Raw genomic sequence first — 18,291 nt, forward strand, 5'->3', positions numbered from 1 at the left:
GGCGGTGTCATCGATGGTCTTGGTTAATGCTGCAGCTTTCCGTACAAACGCTTATACAGCCCATCATTTTGTAATAATTCTTCATGCTGGCCGGCCTCGATAATCTGCCCGCCATCAAACACCAGTACGTAATCAGCCTGTTTTACCGCGCTCAGGCGATGGGCAATAATCAGCGTCGTGCGCTGCTCCAGAAAGGCGTGCAAGGCCTGATGCAACCGCGCCTCGGTCTCCGCATCCAGGGCCGAGGTCGCCTCGTCGAGAATCACCACCCGGGGATCGGACAACACCATGCGCGCGATGGCCAGGCGTTGGCGCTGGCCACCGGAAAGGCGGACCCCCTGATTGCCGACTATTGTATCCAATTTGTCTGTCATCGACTCGACAACATCGCGCAATTGCGCGATCTCCAGCGCCTGCCATAACTGGGCATCGGTAAATTCCTGGCCTAAGGACAGGTTCATGCGCACCGTGTCATTGAATATGGCGGGGTGCTGCAATACGGTCGCCACATTCTCCCGCACCACATCCAGCCCGATCTCGGAGACCGGCACCTCATCGAAAAACAGCATGCCGGATTGCGGGGCATACATGCCCAGAACCACCTGCACCAGGGTCGACTTGCCCCCACCGCTGGCGCCCACCAGGGCCACCTTCTCCCCGGCGCGCACGGTCAGGCTCAGATGATTGAGTACCAGTGGACGCTCCGCATCCGCCGTAGCCGAGGCCTCGGTCGAGGGGTAACGAAAACACACATCCTCAACCCGCAGGCCCACGGTCTTTTTGCCGGCAAAGGGGTTAACCTTATGCGGATAGCGCGGTTCCAGCTTCAGATCCAGCAAGCGATTGATACGACTCAGCGCCGCCTTCGCACCAAAAAAGGCGTACTGGATATTCAGCAGCTCCTGCACCGGCGCCATCATAAACCAGAGGTAACCGAACACCGCCATCATTTCGCCGACGCTCAGGTTCGAGAACGCCACCATCAACATGGTAATGGCCCGAAACACATCAAAGCCGAGCAGAAAAACCCCGAATGAAAAACGCGAGGCGGCGTCACTCTTCCAGGAAAATGCCGCCGAGTGGGCGCGAATATCCCGCGCCTTGCCGATGACATTGCGCAGATAGAAATTTTCGCGATTGCTGGCGCGAATCTGCTGGATGGAGTCCAGGGTTTCCGTCAGCGCCTGCTGAAACAGTTCACACGCCGAGTTTTCATGTTTTTTCAGGTGTTTGACGCGCTTGCCCAGCACCATGGTGAAATAGATCACCAACGGGTTCATCAACAGGATAAACAGCGCCAGCTGCCAGTGCATCCAGAACAGCACGACCGAAATGCCCACCAGGGTCAGGGCGGAGATAATCGTCTTGGCGATGGACTGGCCGATAAAATCATCGACCGCGTTGAGGTCGGTGACAAAATGCGAGGCAACCGCACCGCTGCCCAGGGTTTCGTATTCCGCCATGGAGATCCGCTGCAAACGACCGAGCAGAGAGCGGCGAATACGGAAGGTGATGTCTTTGGCGATCTGGGTAAATTCACGCACCTGCCAGATACTCAATATCAGGGCGCCGACCCGCAGCACCACGGTCACCAGCAAGATGAACAGGATATACAGGCTGGGCCCCTGCCAGGCTGCAGGAAACAGGCCATCCATCCAGGCCACCAGCACGCCGGGCTGTTGTAGCAAGACCTCATCCACCAGCAGAGGAAACAGTAATGGAATCGGGATGCTGGCCAGCACCGACAGCAGCGCAACGATATTGGCCAGCATTAATGCGCGCTTGTGTTCGCGCGCAATATCGAGGATATAATTCCAGTTATAACCGGTGGCAGGAATTGCCGCCTCCGGCTGCGCAGCGTGATCCACATCCATCGGGGAATTAGCAGGAGTTGTAGCAGAGAAAGGAGAAGGCTCGGACATAGCATGAAGAAACCCGTTCGGTGGCGGTGAGTATTATTGCCCCCGCATAAACAGTTTGTCCAGCTGGTCCATGTTCAGCTGCACCCAGGTGGGCCGACCATGGTTACACTGTCCGCTGCGCTCGGTGTTTTCCATATCACGCAACAGCGCATTCATTTCCGGCAGCGACAGCCGACGATTGGCCCGCACCGAACCGTGACAGGCCATGGTGCCCAGCAATTCGTTAATCGCCTCACGCACCCGGCGAGTGGTGCCGTGGGTCGCCAGATCCGACAACACATCCCGCACCAGCCCTTCCACATCGGCATCCCGCAGCAGGCTAGGCACCTGGCGCACCACAATCATTTCCGGGCCAATGGCCTCCACCACAAATCCCAGCTCTGCAAACACGTCGGCAAAGGCCGACGGCAGTTTTGCCTCGGTCTGATTCACATTGATACTCAGGGGCACCAGCAATGGCTGGGACTTCACGCCCTCGCCATCCAGCGCGTTTTTCATGCGTTCATAGGTAATCCGCTCATGCGCGGCGTGCATGTCCACCAGCACCAGACCGTATTGATTTTCCGCCAGGATATACACGCCACGCAGCTGCGCAATGGCATAACCCAAAATGGGGATATCTGTATCCTGCATTCGGTTCTCTGCCCCGATTCCGGCACCATTCGCCGCCGCCTCGGCCAGCACCTGATAGCCCTGCAGCTGTTCCTGCACGGCCTGCGCAGAAACCCGGGGCGTTGCCGATGGTCGGGGATAGGACAGACCGAATTGCTGCATGGGTGGCGCTGTAGAGTCCGGAGCGCCGGGGCGTGCCGGGAAGGGTGTCATCGGGGAACCGGCAATGGCGGCCGCGCCGGTCTCCGCGCCGGGCCGAGCCTCGGCCAATGCCTGGTGCAGGCTACGAAACAGGAAATCGTGCACCATGCGGCCTTCGCGAAAACGGACCTCATGCTTGGTGGGATGCACATTGACATCCACCAGGGCAGGATCCAGTTCCAGATAGAGAACATAGGCCGGGTGCCGGCCGTGATACAACACATCCTGATAGGATTGCCGAATCGCGTGGGTCACCAGTTTGTCGCGCACCATGCGCCCGTTGACGAAGAAATATTGCAGATCCGCCTGCGAGCGCGAGAAGGTCGGCAGCGCGACCCAGCCCCACAGGCGCATGCCGGCGGCCTGGAATTCGATCTGCAGGGTATGCTCGGCAAAGGTCTGTCCACACACCTGCGCAACGCGCTGTAGCTGTTCAGCCGTTGTCGTTGCCGGCCGCCATTTCTGCACTACCCGCTGGTTGTGACTGAGACTGATCGCCACATCGAAGCGGCTCAGCGCGATGCGTTTCACCACCTTTTCCAGATGGCCGAATTCGGTCTTTTCCGCGCGCAGGAATTTACGCCGCGCCGGGGTGTTAAAAAACAGGTCCCGTACCTCAATGGTGGTGCCCTGCGGATGGGCAACCGGCTCCAGCTCGCCGATGTCATCACTCCCGTCACTGCTCAGCCGCCAGCCGCTGTCGTTGCCCCGCGCCCGCGAGCGCAGCTCCAGCCGTGACACCGAGCAGATGCTCGGCAAGGCCTCACCTCGGAAACCCAGGCTGGCCACTCCCTCCAGGTCGTCAAAGCTGAGAATCTTGCTGGTGGCATGGCGACTCAGGGCCAGGGCAAGGTCGTCTTTGTCGATGCCGCAGCCGTCATCACGCAGGCGGATCAGACGGGTACCGCCCTGCTCCACCTCCACCTCGATGGAGCACGCGCCCGCATCCAGGCTGTTCTCGATCAACTCCTTGACCACGGACGAGGGGCGCTCCACCACCTCGCCGGCCGCAATCTGGTTGGCCAGCTGCGTAGAGAGTCGGTGGATACGGGGGATGGTGGCAGATGAACTCATGGGCAGATTGTCAGGACTGGCTTGGCGGTGGCTCGGGACGGGCTCCAATAAAACAGACGCCATTATACGCAGGATCGTGCCACGGGAGAAAAACGAAATGGCCTGGCGCGGCCGCCCGCCATTCACGGGTGAGTATGCAGGAGTACTGGAAGGATAGCTGTCGGGGCGCTAACGGGGTACTAACGGGGTGCTAACGGGTACTACAGGGTGGGGATGCGCAGTATCTGCCCGATCTTTATTTGGCTGGTCGACAGACGGTTGGCGGAACGCAGCGCCAGCTGGCTCACCTGATACTGTGCCGCAATCCCGCCCAGGGTCTCGCCGGGACGGATCACATGCTCCTGCTCGGCCAGCGCCAGGCGGGTGCCGGGCGGTGCGTTATGCGTAAAGTAGCGGCGTACACCCTTGAGCATGGCCAGCGCCAGTTTGTGCTGGTAATTCCGGTCGCGCAGATTGCGTTCTTCGCGCTTATTGGAGATATAACCCGTTTCCACCAGAATCGAGGGGATGTCGGGGGACTTCAACACCACAAAACCCGCCTGCTCGACGCGATGCTTGTGCACCTTACCGACCCGGCCCAGCTCCTTGAGCACGCTGCCCCCGACATCCAGACTGGCGGCGATGGTGGCATTCTGGGACAGGTCCAGCAGCACCGAGCGCAGCAAGTCATCCTTGTCATCCAGGCTGACGCCACCGATCAGGTCGGCGTCGTTTTCACTTCGCGCCAGCCACTGCGCCGCCTCACTGGTGGCGCCATTTTGTGACAACACGTACACCGACGCACCGCTGGCCCGCCCGTCGCGAAAGGCGTCGGCGTGAATGGAGATAAACAGATCGGCCTGACGGTCGCGCGCCATCTGCATGCGTTTGCGCAGCCCCAGATAATAATCGCCGTCACGGATCATCAGCGGCTTCATGCCCGGTTCTTTTTCCACCAGCTCCGCCAGCCGCCGGGCGATGGCCAACACCACCTCTTTTTCACGGGTACCGTGCTGACCGGAGGCGCCGGGGTCCTCACCGCCGTGGCCGGCATCAATCGCGATGATCACGTCGCGCGGCGCACCTGACGGCGCCGTTGGCATGGTGCGCGTCACCACCTTGGCTGCAGGTTCAGCAGACAGATTCTGTAGATCAATCACCAGACGGTGACCATATTGCTGGGTCGGCTTCAGCAGAAAACTCTTCGGCCGCACCTTGGTCTTGAGATCCAGCACCAGGCGCAGATCATCGCCGTTACGGGTGGCGCTGCGCAGATCGGAAACCAGGCTATTGCGGAAGTCCAGGCCATGGGGGGCCTGTTTGAGGCGGGCATTTTTCAGGTCGAGCACCACCCGGTCCGGGGAGCGCAACATGAAAATAGAGTGATCAACGGGGCCGCTGATATCAAACACCAGTCGCGTATCGTCGGGTCCGGCCCACATGCGTACCCCGTCGACCGAGGCGGCCTGTGCCAGCAGCGGCATGGCCAGATAAAGCGGCAGGATCAATGCCACCGACATTAGCCGCCGCCAGCCCGTTTTACGGTTTAGAGGGTCCCTTTCAGGGCGGCGGTTCCAGAGTGTGATCGACATGTCTACTTATTGTGCAAACATTTTCCGGAAATGCAAGTTTTTCTTTATTTACATCAAGATAGGCGAAAAATCTCTTCTCAAATGGAGATTTATATGACAAGCCTGCCAATATGGGAGGAATTTCGTACAAAAATCATACAGCGTCGAGCCAGCGGCCGCGCCCGCCGTCCACCGGCACAAGGCTCACCTCGCGTCCCGCCCCCGCTGCGGGGTAGTCGATACGGATATGGACATCCGCCGCGGGCAGCGCGCCCGCGCCACGCTCCGGCCATTCCACCAGCAGGATCGCCTGTGCGGATAAATAGTCCCGAATCCCCAGAAACTCCAGTTCCTCCGGATCGGCAAGACGATACAGATCAAAGTGATAGGCCATCCGGCCCGGCGGATCGCCCGCCAGCTCATAGGGCTCCACCAGGGTGTAGGTCGGGCTCTTGATGCGCCCCGTCACCCCCAGGCCCTGCAGGATGGCGCGCACCAGGGTGGTTTTGCCGGCGCCCAGATCCCCGTGCAGATAGATAATGGCGCCGACATCCGGGGCCATGCCCAGCGCGCGGGCAATGCGCTGGCCCAGCGCCTGCATGGCCGCCTCATCGGGCAGATGCAGGCGCAATGGGCTCATCGCAGACACCATGACAACCGGGGCCTCATCCCGACAGCCGGCGCAGATAGGGAAACAGATCGCTTGCCAGCAGACCGCGCTGACCTTCGGCCGCCGCCAGATCCGCGGCATGCGCATGCAGGCACACCCCCAGCCGGGCGGCGTCGGCCAACGAGGTGTGCTGGGCCAGCAGGCCCGCGATCACCCCGCTCAACACATCACCCATGCCACCGCTGGCCATGCCCGGATTCCCCTCACTGCACACGCCAATCTCGCCACTACGGTTTACCACCACGCTGCCGGCGCCTTTCAGCACCACCACGCCGCCGTATTTCTGCTGCACGGCGACGGCCGCGGCGAGGCGATCGGCCTCCACCTGGGCAATGCTCTGCCCCAGCAAACGGGCCGCCTCACCGGGATGGGGCGTCAATATCCAGTTATCGCTATAGGCCGGCTCAATGGCCAGCAGGTTGAGGGCATCGGCATCCAGCACCCTGGGCAGGGCACTATCAATGACCGCCGAAAACAGGCGACGACCCCATTCAGCCTGTCCCAGCCCCGGCCCCACCGCGAGCACGCTGGCGCGTTTCAGCAGGGGCTGCAGTGCCGACAGCGCCTCGATGCCGTGTGCCATCAGCTCTGGCCGCGCGGCACTAAGGCTGGCAGCATGTGCCGCACGGGTCGCCACGCTCACCAGCCCGGCGCCTACGCGCAGCGCCGCCTCTGCGGCCAGCCGCGGCGCACCGCTCATGCCCTGCTCACCCCCCACCACCAGCACGTGGCCGAAGTCACCCTTGTGGGCGGTGGGCCGACGCGGGGGCAGGGCCATCTGTCCCCAGTGCAGCCGGGTGGCGGCGGGTTTCATCTGCTCATAGAGGCTTGCCGACAGCCCCAGATCGGCAAAGCGGATGGCCCCGCACTGGGCCGGCCCCTGTCCCGTGAACAGCCCCACCTTCAGGCCGATAAAGCTGACACTGACATCCGCCTGCACGGCGGCGCCGAGGATTTGGCCCGTATCGGCATGCAGGCCGGAGGGGATGTCCAGCGCCATCACTGCACTGCCCGTGGCGCGGGCCGCATTGATGGCCTCGATGGCCTGCCGCCAGTCACCCGTCACCTCACCGGTAAGACCGGTGCCGAGCAGGCCGTCCACCAGCACCTCGACACCGCTCACCGCCGACGCCGTGAACGCCTCGATGCTGACGCCCGCGGCCTGCGCCTGCTGCCGCGCGCCCAGGGCATCGCCGTGTATCCTGTCTGCCTCCCCTACCTGCCACACCCGCACGCGATAACCCGCCGTCTGGGCCAGACGCGCCAGCACGAAACCGTCGCCGCCATTGTTGCCCACGCCGCATAACACGCCCAGCGCACGGGCGCGCGGCCAGTGCTGTTGCAGCACGGAAAACGCCGCCTGCCCCGCACGCGCCATCAGGGTCTCACCCGGGATGCCCAACACTTCGATGGCCAGCCGATCCAGTTCACGCACCTGCGCGGCGCGGTACAGCGACGATGGCAGCTCGGCAGACGGATTATCGGACAGGGGCTTCATCACGCTATCATAGCGGCTATGAGTGAGTCGCAAAACCATCAGCCCGAAACCCTCCATGCAAACATCACGGCCAGCGATACCTCTCCGGACTGGACCACCCTGGGCACCGATATCCTGCGCTGGGGACAGGCGCTGGGTTTCCAGAAGCTCGGCATCAGCGACACCCGGCTGGATACCGCGGAAACCCATCTGCTGGCCTGGCTGCAGAAAGGTCGGCACGGGCGCATGGAGTATATGGCCAGACACGGCACCAAACGCAGCCGCCCCGCCGAACTGGAACCCGGCACCGTCAGCGTGATCAGCGCCCGGCTGGACTATCTGCCCGGCAAGGGCACCGAGCCTGAGACAATTCTGGCCGACCCTCGCAAGGCCTACATTTCTCGTTATGCATTGGGACGCGATTATCACAAGGTAATTCGTCACCGCATGCAGCAGCTGGCAACCCGCATCCAGCAGGCGATCGGACCGTTTGGGTATCGGGTGTTTACCGACAGCGCCCCGGTGCTGGAAAAGGCGCTGGCCGAAAAGGCCGGGCTGGGCTGGATCGGCAAACACAGCAACCTGCTTGCTGAACAAACCGGCTCGTGGTTTTTTCTCGGTGAGCTCTATACCGACCTGCCGCTGCCGCCATCGCTACCCGCCAATACCACCGCCGCGAATCACTGCGGCACCTGCACCGCCTGCATCGACGCCTGCCCCACCCGCGCCATTGTCGCGCCCTATCAGGTGGATGCCCGCCTGTGCATCTCCTATCTCACCATTGAACTGCGCGAAGCGATTCCGCTGGCACTGCGCCCACTGATGGGCAACCGCATCTACGGCTGCGACGATTGCCAGCTGGCCTGTCCGTGGAACCGTTTTGCCCAGCCCACGCCAGAGACCGATTTCCTGCCCCGTCATGGACTCGACAACAGCGGCCTGCTCGAACTGTTTGCCTGGGATGAGGCAGAGTTTCTGCAACGCACCGAGGGCAGCCCGATTCGCCGCATCGGATACCAATGCTGGCTGCGCAATATCGCCGTCGCCCTCGGTAACGCACCGAGTGACGCGGCGATCATCTCCGCCCTGCAGGCCCGGCAACAGCATGACTCTGCACTGGTGCGTGAGCACGTGCAGTGGGCTCTGGCCCAGCACCAGCAATAAGCGCCCCACAATTCATGCACGGCACGGCCAACACAGGCCGCTTTCGGTCACTACAGGCTTCTTACGCTCAAATCCGGGCCGGCAGCATCCTGGCTACCAGTCGGTCACCCCACAGATGCAGCACCAGACCCGACACAATCAGACCACTGCCAAACAAGACCTGCAGAGAGATAATCTCCCCATTGAGGATGGTGCCAAGGGTCAAGGCCAGCACCGGCGTCAGCAGAGTGATCAACGACACCCGGTTGGCCTCCATATTTTTCAGCAGGTAAAAATACAGCGTGAAACCCAGGGCTGAACCGAACACACCGAGATACACCATCGACCAGCCGGCCTGCGCCGTTATTTCCGTCGGCAGCTGGCCATCAAATACCAGCCAGGTCAGAAAAAACAGCGGCGCCACCACAAACAGACCACCACTAGTTACCGTTAGTCCGGGAAGGCCGCCACTCATGCGTTTCACCCACACGCCACTGACACTGTGCAACACCACCGAAAGCAGAATCGCCAACACGCCCTGCCAGGCATGGTCTTCCAACATGATGTCGGCGGCGAAGATACTTAGCAAACCGGCAAAGCCCAGCGCCATGCCCAGCAGTTTTCCGGGCGTGAAACATTTTTCCCCCAGCACTGCGGCCGCGGCCACCCCGGTCAACAGGGGATTAAGCCCATATAGCACGGCGATCAAACCCGACGGTACAAACTGTGCGCCCCAATAGACGCTGAGCATCGCACCATAAATAGCGATACCGGCTGCGAAGTAGGTGTGCCGCGCCTCACGATGCCACGGTAGTCCGGGTTTGAGGATCTGCAACAGCACTGCGCACACCAGTGCACCGAGCATCATGCGCCCGGAAACCGCAAACAGATAACCCCAGCCTCCACTGCTCCACTGGATGGCCAGTGGAGTAGTTGACCAGATCAACACCACTCCCAGAAATGCAACCGGCACGGACATGACGATGTTCTCCTTCCTCTAAATTCGTCACTGACTAAAAAAAACCAACACCCCAGAAACCAGAAAGGCCGCAGTCTTTCGATCTGCGGCCTCTTGAATTCGGTAACTGAAAAACTAACGACAATGAATTCTTCGACACTCGCAGACAGGCGCAGGTTTGACCACCAGCAGGGGCAGCCAGAACATAGTGCGTCGAATGGCGGGGCGTGAGAAATTCATGGGCTGAGTGTGATTCTCGGCGCGGCAAGAGTCAACACTTTCTGTCCGAAATCCCGGCTGCTAGGAGGGAAACTTGATAAAATGTTCCCGGTAATGCTTCAGCTCGTTGATCGAGTCACGGGTGTCATCCAGCGCCAGATGGCTGGACTCCTTTTTAAAACTCTTGACCACATCCGGCGCCCAGCGCGAGGCCAGCTCCTTCAGGCTGCTGACATCCAGATTGCGATACATGAAAAAGGCCTCCAGCACGGGCATGCAGCGCGCCAGGAAACGGCGGTCCTGGCAGATACTGTTACCGCACATGGGTGATTTCCCCGGATTCACGTATTGCTGCAGGAAGGCGATGGTCTGCTGTTCGGCCTCGGCCTCGGTGATACGACTGTTTTTCACCCGTTCGGTGAGCCCCGAGCCACCGTGCTGCTGGGTATTCCACTCATCCATGCCCGCCATAACGGCGTCGCTCTGGTGAATCGCCAGCATCGGCCCTTCCGCAAGAATATTCAGCTCGCTGTCGGTAACAATGGTGGCGATCTCGATAATGAGGTCCTTCTGGGTGTCCAGCCCGGTCATCTCCAGGTCGATCCAGATCAGGTTGGTGTCTTTCGCTGTCACGTTATCAGGCATGCCGTTCTCTCATAAGGTTGTCTCAAGTGTCTGAAGATACTACCAGAGCTGCCGATAGAATTGGCAGTTTAGCGCACTAATGTGAACGTCCCACAGAAGCTACGCTCAACGCGGTATAACCTGCGCGGCAAGCTGACGATAGACAGCCCCTCAGCGGGCGCTAAAGATCACTTTTGCTGGCGGCTCCGATGGACTACACTTTGCGACATCGGCCACGGCGACAACGGGTGGGCTACGTTTAACAACACGCCCAGCAACAACAGGGATACCCATATTATGACAACGGTAATGAAAGTTTTCGCACCTCTGGCCTTTATCACCCTGGCCTTTTGCATGACGCTCACCGTCGCCGACGACCGCAAGCCGGATGAGGCGCACGGCAAAAAGCTGCATGATGCAAAATGTATGGGCTGCCACGATAACCGGCAATACACGCGCCCCAACCGCATCATCCACACCTTTGAAGACCTGCACGCCCGGGTGGAATTCTGTGACAGCGCCTCCAACGCCAACTTCTCCCTGGAAGATCTGGATGACGTCGTCGAATACCTCAACGTCAACTTTTACAAGTTTAAGAAATAGCCCTCATGTCCGGCCTTACCCAAAAGACCTGCAAACCCTGTGAAGGCGGTGTGACGCCCCTGAACAGCCAGGAGGCCAGTGCGATGCTGACACAGCTCACTGGCTGGGAGCTCACAGCAGACGCCAAGACCCTGCAACAGGCCTTTCGTTTCAAGGACTATTATCACACCATGGCCTTCGTCAATGCCGTCGCCTGGATCGCCCATCAGCAAGACCACCACCCCGATATGGAAGTCAGCTACAACCGCTGCCTGATCCACTACAGCACCCACGCTATCGGTGGGCTTTCCGAAAATGATTTCATCTGTGCGGCCAAGATTGATGCCCTGCTGAAAACAGACGCCTCAAACGGGTGAGCGCGCTCACCGAGTACCACCCCCTTCACGCGGCATGCTAAATCCACCTTCACCGATGGCTCTAGCCCGCATCATCAGTTGCAAACACTCTACTGCAAGGCCGCATGGCGAAGGATAAACTGAATCGTCGGCAGGTATGGCGCGCGGAAAAGATTCAGGCCGAACGCCTGGCCCGCGCGCAGAAAAAGGTCGCCGCAGTTACATCCACGCTGGAAGGCAGTGAGCTGGGGCCCGAGCAGAAAGGCCGCATCATCACCCGCTATGGTGCGCAGGTCGAACTGGAAGACCTGCAGCGGCAACGTTTTCGTTGCCTGATGCGGCGCAACCTGCCCTCGCTGGTGTGCGGTGATAATGTCATCTGGCAGCCCGGACCGGATAACACCGGCGTGGTGGTGGCCATGGAGCCGCGCCAGAGTCTGCTCGAACGACCGGATGCCGACAACCAGCTCAAACCCGTGGCCGCCAATATCAGCCAGATCCTGGTGGTCGCCGCGCCGGAACCGGCCCTGGATGTCGATCTCATCAATCGCTACTTTATCGCCGCAGAACTGACCGGGATCCCGCCGGTGCTCATCATCAATAAAATCGACCTGCTCAGCGACACCCAGCTCACCCGGCTCCGCGCCCGCTTCCAGGCCTATGAGGACATCGGTTATCACGTCATCTACGCCACCACCAAGCGCGCGCAGGGGCTGGATGATCTGCTCCGGCTCCTGCGCGACAAAACCAGCATCTTCGTTGGCCAGTCCGGGGTGGGCAAATCCTCACTGATCCAGGTGCTGCTGCCCGAGGAAGAGCTGCGCGTCAACGCATTGTCCGAGAGCAGTGGCGAGGGACGCCACACCACCACCACCACCCAGCTCTACCATTTTCCCAGTGGCGGCGAGCTTATCGACTCACCGGGGGTGCGCTCCTTTCGGCTGGGCCATGTCAGCAGCCGCCAGATCACCGAAGGCTTCAAGGAGTTCCAGCCGTACCTTGGTCACTGCCGTTTCAGTAACTGCACACACACGGTGGAACCGGACTGCGCGCTGTTGGCCGCCGTGCAGGCGGGGGCGATTTCGGCAGACCGGTTTGCCAGTTACCAACGCATCATTGCCTCCACCGAGGCGATGACGGCCCAGCACCCCAAACAGAAAAAATAGAGCCTCTCCTGCCTCGCCTGCCTGGCCACCTGCCGCTATACTTGACTTGCGACAGCGATCACAGGGAATCAAAATAAATACCGTTAAGCTGTTTCCCATGCTAAACAATCAATAAAATCATCCAGGAATGCACACCAGAAAATGAATACACCGACCGCCAAACACCGCAATCGCAATAGGCTTTATGGCCTGCTGGCCGGCCTGCTGTTGCCGCTGAGCTCGATGGCCAGTGATATCGACAATATCGGTGGCCTCAGCCAGGGGTTGTTCAAGGACCTGACCGCCGACCTCGGCGCCGCGCTCAGCTACAAGGCCATCAAGCCGGCCGAACCGCTGGGCAGTCTGGGCTTCGATATTGGCTTTGAGGTCACCAGCACCTCGCTAGAGAGCGATGCCTTCGAAACCGCCACCAGTGGCAGTGCCACCTCCAGCCAGCTGCTGGTGCCCAAACTGCACGTTCACAAAGGCCTGCCGCTGGGCTTTGATGTCGGCGCGTTCTACACCTCGGTCCCCTCCAGCAATATCGGGCTACTGGGTGGCGAACTCAGCTATGCCCTGCTGGAGGGCGGCGTGATCAGCCCCGCACTCTCGCTGCGCGGGACCTTTTCCCGCCTCACCGGCGTGGACGAACTCGACATGACCACCAGGGGACTGGAACTCTCCATTTCCAAGGGCTTTGCCTTTTTCACCCCCTATGCCGGCATTGGGCAGGTGTGGATCGATAGTGGAACCAATGTGATCACCTTAGAAGATGAAAGTCTCACCAAAAGCAAATATTTTCTGGGCTTTAATCTGAACCTGGGTTTGATGAATATCGCGGCAGAAACCGAGCAGACCGGTGACAACACCTCCACCAGCGCCAAGATCGGCGTACGCTTCTAGACGATGACCCTCACGACCGACACTGTCGGTCAGGCAAACACATCAATGCCCAGCAAGGACACCACTTCGTCGCGATGTTCCTGTGTCGCGACCGTGGTATAGGCATCCAGCGCGCGTTGCGCCGAACGTTGTACTGAATCCGGTACTGAATCCTGGCCATAACGCCCCCCCGCGCCTACCCCAGCGATGCGCCCAAAATCGGGATAAAACAGCCGCGTTAAACCACTGGCCGGCAATCCGGAAACATCCAGACCTGACACCTCTGCCTCCGCGCCCGCCGCTATCTCCCGTTTCTCCTCCCCAATGCGCTGCCGTGTCCGCTGGTCGATCGCCGAATGGGTTGTAGCGCTGGTTGTGGGTATCGCCTCACTACTACGGGGCACAGCGGTCTGCGTCCGTGCGCTCGGGACAAGCACGGGATAGAGGCCTGCGGATGATGAGGAGATGTGCATGCGACCGGTTGCGCCCCTGATGAATCAGCCCTGATAACGATGATGGAAAGGTCGGTTTAGCGAGACAAGATCGGCCTAACTGCCAAAAACTCCATAAAATTACAGCATGTGATGTGGCCTTATGGCGGCCACCAACGCTTACGCAACGAAGCTTACAGAAACCTAAAAGTCCGCAGACAGCTAAAGGATGGCGTCCTCAAGATGCAGGGCCTGCTTCAGACCCTTGGTGGCCGACAGATTCTGGGCACCCAATAGGTCGGCATCCCGAAAATTGGCGCCACGGATATCGGCGCCCGAAAAATTGACCCCCCTAAGATTAGCAGCCCTGAAATTTACCGCCACCAGACGGGTGTTGACCATGACGCTTTGCAGCAGATTGGCCTCATTCATCTTTGCATCGCTGAAATCCGTACCCGTAAAATCGCCCTTGACGAGTACCGCCTCACGCAGGTTCGCCCAGGAAAAGCTGGAGTTCACCGCCGTGACATTAAACAGATTCGCGCCGCGCAGATTGGCCCCGGTGAGGTCTGCCTCGCTCATATTGGCGCCCTGGAACAGGGCCTTCCTGAGATCGGCCTCCTGCAGGCGAGCATGAAACAGGTTGGCGCCGCGCAGGTCGCAATCTTTCATGCTGGCCGACTCAAACAGCGCGCTGTGTAACAGGGCCTCGCTGAGCACCGCGCCATCCAGATTGGCCCGCACCAGATTGGCCGAGGCCAGATCGGCGGAGCGCAGAACCACGCCACTCAGATCCGTGCCTTCGAGATTGGCGGCGCGCAGAATCGCGTTGCTCAGATCGGATCCCTGAAAATTCACCTCGCGCAGATCCAGATTACTGAAATCCGTGGAGCCCAGAAACACATTCACAAACTGTGCATCGTACAGCGTGGCCCCGGCCAGTTTTATGTCCTGTAGCAGGGAACGATTGAAGATCGCGCCCTGCAGATTGGCGCCCGACAGATCGGCGCCATTGAGATTGGCCTCGGTGAAATCCACGCCGGTCAGATTGGCGCCGCGAAAGTCGACCTCGCGCAGATCCGCCCCCATCATCAGCGCCCCGGTCAGGTCGGCCTGATCAAAACGCGCCAGCCTGAGGTTGGCGTTCTGGAAATCGGTCTTGGCGACATAGGCCTGGGTAAAGAGGCCTTTCTGGAAGTTGAACCGGCGCAGCTCCAGACCGGACAGGTTTTTTCTGGAGAAGTCGCTGACCTTGTTGTTGCGCCGCTCGGCGAGCGTTCGCACCAGCTCCAGCCGACTCATGGGTTTTTCAAACTGGGCCCCCGTTTGTGGGGTGGGCAGACTGCTGCATCCCGCCAAGGCCGTCAGCAACAGCGATGCCGGCAGGAGCGTTTTCAACGCCCGGTATTTCCTTACAGACTTCAGCAAAACCATATTACGACCTATGATGCGACTCACAATACGACTGGCACCTGACTATCAGGCAAGTTCCCGCAACTCACGCGCCTTGTTATAGCACAACGACTGAATCTTCCCTCTTCCTCTATACCGTCCTGGCAATACCGTCCTGGCAACCTGGCCCGGCGGCGGCCCATCGCAGTGTAACATCCTGGAAGGCTGTCGGATTCAGGATGAATTGGCTGTGCAAGTGTGCGCTCAATCTAGCGGATCTTTTTCCAGGTCACCTTATCCCGCAGATAGACCGGCAGGGCCTGCTCGGCACTCACTGCCTGCCCGGCCGCAAACCCGGCCACACCGAGCACGGCCACATCCCGGGCATGGGGCAGACTGTCGCTGTCCCAGCCCGCCTCGGGCGACGCAAGCCGCTGCGCGCAGTGCGCCGGCAATACCGATGCGTAGGCCGCCCAACCCGCACCGGCGCCCCACCAGTCGTTGCCCTCGGGCAGCGGCACCTCGGCGGGCGGGGCGACACACTCCTCGCCCACCAGGCCCATCAGCCCGGCGGCGCTGCGCTGATAGGCGCCCCAGTACACCTCGTCCATGCGCGCATCCAGCGCCACCAGTACTCGCTGGGCCCCGACGCCCTGCGCCACCGCCGCCAGGGTCGACACCGGCACCACCGGCAGATCCATGGCAAAGGCGATGCCCTGGGTCACGCCCACCGCAATACGCACCCCGGTAAAGGCCCCCGGCCCACGGCCAAAGGCGATGGCGTCCAGCTGGGAGAGATGGATGCCCGCCTCCGCCACGATTTCGTCCAGCATGGGCAGGATAAGTTCCGTATGTCCACGCGGCGCGAGCGCGAAACGCTCCAGCACCTCACCCTCAATAGACAGTGCCGCGGAACAGGCATCGGTGGCCGTTTCGATGGCCAGCAGTTTCACGAGGCGCTCGCCTCGACCACCGACGCGGCGGCAAAAAACTGCTGCACATCGCCCAGTTGCCGACTCACCGGCATGGGCGGCAGGCTGTCGCGGAAGATGCGCCCGTAACCCTTGCCGAACAGCCGGGGGTCACAGATCATCAGCACGCCGCGATCACTGACATCGCGGATCAGCCGCCCCACACCCTGCTTGAGGGTGATGGCCGCCTGCGGTACCTGATAGTCAAAAAAGGGATTCAGGCCGCGTTCACGCATGGCCTCGAGCCGGGCCTGCATCACCGGGTCACCGGGCGAACTGAACGGCAGCTTATCGATAATCACGCACGACAGCGCCTCGCCGCGCACGTCCACGCCCTCCCAGAAGCTGCTGGTGCCGACCAGTACGGCATTGCCCAGTTCGCGAAAGCGCTCCAGCAATTCACCCCGCGGCAGGCTGCCCTGCACCAGCAGCGGGTAATCGATCCTGCCTGCCAGTGCCTGGGCCACCAGATTCAGCGCCCGGTAGCTGGTGAGCAGAAAAAAGGTTCGCCCGCCGCTGGCCTCGATCACCGGCAAGGCGGCCTCCACCACCCGCGCGGTGTAATCGGGCGCATTGGGTTCCGGCAGCCCGGTGGGCACGTAGAGCAGGGCCTGGTGGGCAAAATCGAAGGGGCTGTCCCAGCGCCGGGCATGGGCATCCTCGATGCCCAGTTCGCGGGAAAAATGGGTGAAATCGTCCCCCACCGCCAGGGTCGCCGAGGTGAAGATCCACGCACTGCGGTGCTTGTCCACATAACTGCGAAACGTTTCGCTGATCTCCAGCGGCGTCATGTGCAGCACAAAACCCCGCGCGTGGGTCTCGAACCACTGAATGACCCCCTGCTCGCTGCTGCCCCCATCGACGAACTGATCCAGCCGGCCCTTCAGCTCCAGGCAACGCCGCCAGTTGCGCTCCAGCCCCTTGCCGCGTTCGGCCAGCGGCTCCAGTTCCGACTCCAGCCGCGCCAGCGCCTCGGCCAGTATTTCGGTGGCGCCGCGCAGCGCCGTATTCTGATCCTGCGAGGCCCAGGGCGCACGCTGGGCATCGTTGCCCAGGGCCAGGCGAAAGTCGCGCACCGCCTTGTCGAGTTTGGTGATGCTGGCCTCCACCGTGGCCACATCCGGGGCCTCGGCGTGGACCTCAATCAGCGCATCGCGTCCCAGCTCCGACAGCTGACGGGCGCTGAGATTGCTGCCGAAAAAGCTGCTGGCCACATCGGGCAGCTGATGGGCCTCGTCAAAGATAAAGGCGTTGACGCCGGGCAACAGCTCGCCGAAGCCCTCGTCGCGCAGGGCCAGATCGGCGAAAAACAGGTGATGATTCACCACCAGCACCTCGGCGTGCTGGGCCTCCTTGCGGGCCTTCACCACGAAACAGTCCGCGTAGACCGGACAGTCGCTGCCCAGACAGTTTTCGGTGGTGGAGGTGACCTGCGGCCAGATCGGCGCATCCTCCGGCACCGCGCTGAGTTCCGCGATGTCGCCCCGCTCGGTGCGCCCCAGCCAGGTGCGGATCCGTGCCATCTGGTCCTGCTGTTCAGGGCGCAGCCGCCGCCCCTCCGCCAGTTCCAGCCGGTGATGGCACAGATAATTGGCCCGCCCCTTGAGCAGCGCCACCGAGGTGGATACCCCCAGCGCCTTGCGCACGGTGGGCAGGTCGCGGTGAAACAGCTGGTCCTGGAGATTCTTGGTGCCGGTGGAAATCATCACCTTCTTGCCACACAGCAGGGCGGGCACCAGATAGGCGTAAGTTTTGCCGGTGCCGGTGCCGGCCTCGGCGATGAGCATCGCATCGGATTCCAGCGCCCGGGTGACCGCCTCGGCCATGTCCTGCTGCTGGCGGCGCGGCGCAAAACCGGGCACATGGGCGGCGAGAGGGCCGGCGGGCCCCAGAATGTCGGTGATGGTCTGCATGGAATTTTACGGCTGTCGCATTAACCCCCTCTCCCTTTGGGAGAGGGTTGGGATAAGGGAAGATTTTGGCATGACTCGTTGTTTCAAATGGTCTTCGCCAGGAATAACTGCCAACTAGGAGCCTGTCGGACTATGGAAGAATCTACTGCGCTGATGGGAAATCGGCCCA

General features: G+C 61.0%; 16 protein-coding genes. 5 read left to right on the forward strand and 11 right to left on the reverse strand.

Annotation, left to right across the window (positions count from 1 at the left end):
* Window positions 1-23: 23 nt before the first annotated feature.
* The 5 genes from RRB22_13680 to RRB22_13700 all read right to left on the reverse strand — a co-directional run bounded on the left by RRB22_13680 (window position 24) and on the right by RRB22_13700 (window position 7,527).
* Window positions 24-1,874: an ABC transporter ATP-binding protein gene (locus tag RRB22_13680; GenBank protein ID MDT8385452.1), complete on the reverse strand. Its 1,851-nt coding sequence runs from the start codon at window positions 1,872-1,874 to the stop codon at window positions 24-26.
* A gap of 81 nt (window positions 1,875-1,955) precedes the next feature.
* Window positions 1,956-3,791 carry a DNA mismatch repair endonuclease MutL gene (mutL, locus tag RRB22_13685; GenBank protein MDT8385453.1) on the reverse strand — a complete coding sequence of 612 codons (1,836 nt, stop codon included), beginning with the start codon at window positions 3,789-3,791 and terminating at the stop codon, window positions 1,956-1,958.
* Between the two features lie 218 nt (window positions 3,792-4,009).
* Complete coding sequence (locus RRB22_13690; protein ID MDT8385454.1) at window positions 4,010-5,308, reverse strand: N-acetylmuramoyl-L-alanine amidase; 1,299 nt, start codon at window positions 5,306-5,308, stop codon at window positions 4,010-4,012.
* A 205-nt stretch (window positions 5,309-5,513) separates the two neighbouring features.
* Window positions 5,514-6,011, reverse strand: a complete 498-nt coding sequence (gene tsaE, locus RRB22_13695) for a tRNA (adenosine(37)-N6)-threonylcarbamoyltransferase complex ATPase subunit type 1 TsaE (GenBank protein MDT8385455.1) — start codon at window positions 6,009-6,011, stop codon at window positions 5,514-5,516.
* A gap of 13 nt (window positions 6,012-6,024) precedes the next feature.
* The gene (locus RRB22_13700; protein MDT8385456.1) at window positions 6,025-7,527 is read right to left on the reverse strand and encodes an NAD(P)H-hydrate dehydratase; all 1,503 of its coding nucleotides are present in this window, start codon (window positions 7,525-7,527) and stop codon (window positions 6,025-6,027) included.
* Window positions 7,528-7,545: 18 nt separating this feature from the next.
* On the opposite strand from RRB22_13700, the gene queG reads away from it, so the two are divergent.
* Window positions 7,546-8,670: a tRNA epoxyqueuosine(34) reductase QueG gene (queG, locus tag RRB22_13705; GenBank protein ID MDT8385457.1), complete on the forward strand. Its 1,125-nt coding sequence runs from the start codon at window positions 7,546-7,548 to the stop codon at window positions 8,668-8,670.
* Window positions 8,671-8,737: 67 nt separating this feature from the next.
* On the opposite strand, the gene RRB22_13710 is transcribed toward queG, so the two are convergent.
* Together RRB22_13710 and orn are read right to left on the reverse strand one after the other, a co-directional pair.
* Window positions 8,738-9,628: a DMT family transporter gene (locus tag RRB22_13710; GenBank protein ID MDT8385458.1), complete on the reverse strand. Its 891-nt coding sequence runs from the start codon at window positions 9,626-9,628 to the stop codon at window positions 8,738-8,740.
* Window positions 9,629-9,907: 279 nt separating this feature from the next.
* A complete protein-coding gene (gene orn, locus RRB22_13715) occupies window positions 9,908-10,471 on the reverse strand; it encodes an oligoribonuclease (protein ID MDT8385459.1) in 564 nt (187 codons plus the stop codon).
* 288 nt (window positions 10,472-10,759) lie between these two features.
* Between orn and RRB22_13720 the strand changes: the two genes are divergently transcribed.
* The 4 genes from RRB22_13720 to RRB22_13735 all read left to right on the forward strand — a co-directional run bounded on the left by RRB22_13720 (window position 10,760) and on the right by RRB22_13735 (window position 13,436).
* Window positions 10,760-11,053 (forward strand): hypothetical protein, encoded by a 294-nt coding sequence (locus RRB22_13720; GenBank protein MDT8385460.1) that lies wholly within the window; start codon window positions 10,760-10,762, stop codon window positions 11,051-11,053.
* Between the two features lie 5 nt (window positions 11,054-11,058).
* Complete coding sequence (locus tag RRB22_13725; protein MDT8385461.1) at window positions 11,059-11,409, forward strand: 4a-hydroxytetrahydrobiopterin dehydratase; 351 nt, start codon at window positions 11,059-11,061, stop codon at window positions 11,407-11,409.
* Between the two features lie 104 nt (window positions 11,410-11,513).
* Window positions 11,514-12,554, forward strand: a complete 1,041-nt coding sequence (gene rsgA / locus RRB22_13730; GenBank protein MDT8385462.1) for a small ribosomal subunit biogenesis GTPase RsgA — start codon at window positions 11,514-11,516, stop codon at window positions 12,552-12,554.
* Between the two features lie 141 nt (window positions 12,555-12,695).
* Window positions 12,696-13,436, forward strand: coding sequence for a hypothetical protein (locus tag RRB22_13735; protein MDT8385463.1), 741 nt, complete (start codon window positions 12,696-12,698; stop codon window positions 13,434-13,436).
* A 29-nt stretch (window positions 13,437-13,465) separates the two neighbouring features.
* Here RRB22_13735 and RRB22_13740 read toward each other — a convergent pair whose 3' ends face one another.
* The 4 genes from RRB22_13740 to RRB22_13755 form a co-directional block, all read right to left on the reverse strand.
* Window positions 13,466-13,819, reverse strand: coding sequence for a hypothetical protein (locus RRB22_13740; GenBank protein ID MDT8385464.1), 354 nt, complete (start codon window positions 13,817-13,819; stop codon window positions 13,466-13,468).
* Between the two features lie 249 nt (window positions 13,820-14,068).
* Complete coding sequence (locus tag RRB22_13745) at window positions 14,069-15,244, reverse strand: pentapeptide repeat-containing protein (GenBank protein MDT8385465.1); 1,176 nt, start codon at window positions 15,242-15,244, stop codon at window positions 14,069-14,071.
* Window positions 15,245-15,507: 263 nt separating this feature from the next.
* The gene (gene tsaB / locus RRB22_13750; protein MDT8385466.1) at window positions 15,508-16,191 is read right to left on the reverse strand and encodes a tRNA (adenosine(37)-N6)-threonylcarbamoyltransferase complex dimerization subunit type 1 TsaB; all 684 of its coding nucleotides are present in this window, start codon (window positions 16,189-16,191) and stop codon (window positions 15,508-15,510) included.
* Window positions 16,188-18,122, reverse strand: coding sequence for an ATP-dependent DNA helicase (locus RRB22_13755; protein MDT8385467.1), 1,935 nt, complete (start codon window positions 18,120-18,122; stop codon window positions 16,188-16,190). Before RRB22_13755 ends, tsaB begins: the two co-directional genes overlap by 4 nt.
* Between the last annotated feature and the right edge of the window lie 169 nt (window positions 18,123-18,291).

The sequence above is a fragment of the Gammaproteobacteria bacterium genome, assembly GCA_032250735.1.
In the GTDB taxonomy this organism is placed as follows: Bacteria; Pseudomonadota; Gammaproteobacteria; order SZUA-152; family SZUA-152; genus SZUA-152.

Coding starts and splice junctions, on each gene's coding strand:
- RRB22_13755 (MDT8385467.1), bottom strand. CDS start 18,122: ATGCAGACCATCACCGACATTCTGGGGCCCGCCGGCCCTCTCGCCGCC.
- RRB22_13680 (MDT8385452.1), bottom strand. CDS start 1,874: ATGGATGTGGATCACGCTGCGCAGCCGGAGGCGGCAATTCCTGCCACC.
- RRB22_13710 (MDT8385458.1), bottom strand. CDS start 9,628: ATGTCCGTGCCGGTTGCATTTCTGGGAGTGGTGTTGATCTGGTCAACT.
- RRB22_13725 (MDT8385461.1), top strand. CDS start 11,059: ATGTCCGGCCTTACCCAAAAGACCTGCAAACCCTGTGAAGGCGGTGTG.
- RRB22_13720 (MDT8385460.1), top strand. CDS start 10,760: ATGAAAGTTTTCGCACCTCTGGCCTTTATCACCCTGGCCTTTTGCATG.
- rsgA (MDT8385462.1), top strand. CDS start 11,514: ATGGCGAAGGATAAACTGAATCGTCGGCAGGTATGGCGCGCGGAAAAG.
- tsaE (MDT8385455.1), bottom strand. CDS start 6,011: ATGGTGTCTGCGATGAGCCCATTGCGCCTGCATCTGCCCGATGAGGCG.
- RRB22_13700 (MDT8385456.1), bottom strand. CDS start 7,527: ATGAAGCCCCTGTCCGATAATCCGTCTGCCGAGCTGCCATCGTCGCTG.
- RRB22_13690 (MDT8385454.1), bottom strand. CDS start 5,308: ATGTCGGTGGCATTGATCCTGCCGCTTTATCTGGCCATGCCGCTGCTG.
- RRB22_13735 (MDT8385463.1), top strand. CDS start 12,696: ATGAATACACCGACCGCCAAACACCGCAATCGCAATAGGCTTTATGGC.
- orn (MDT8385459.1), bottom strand. CDS start 10,471: ATGCCTGATAACGTGACAGCGAAAGACACCAACCTGATCTGGATCGAC.
- queG (MDT8385457.1), top strand. CDS start 7,546: ATGAGTGAGTCGCAAAACCATCAGCCCGAAACCCTCCATGCAAACATC.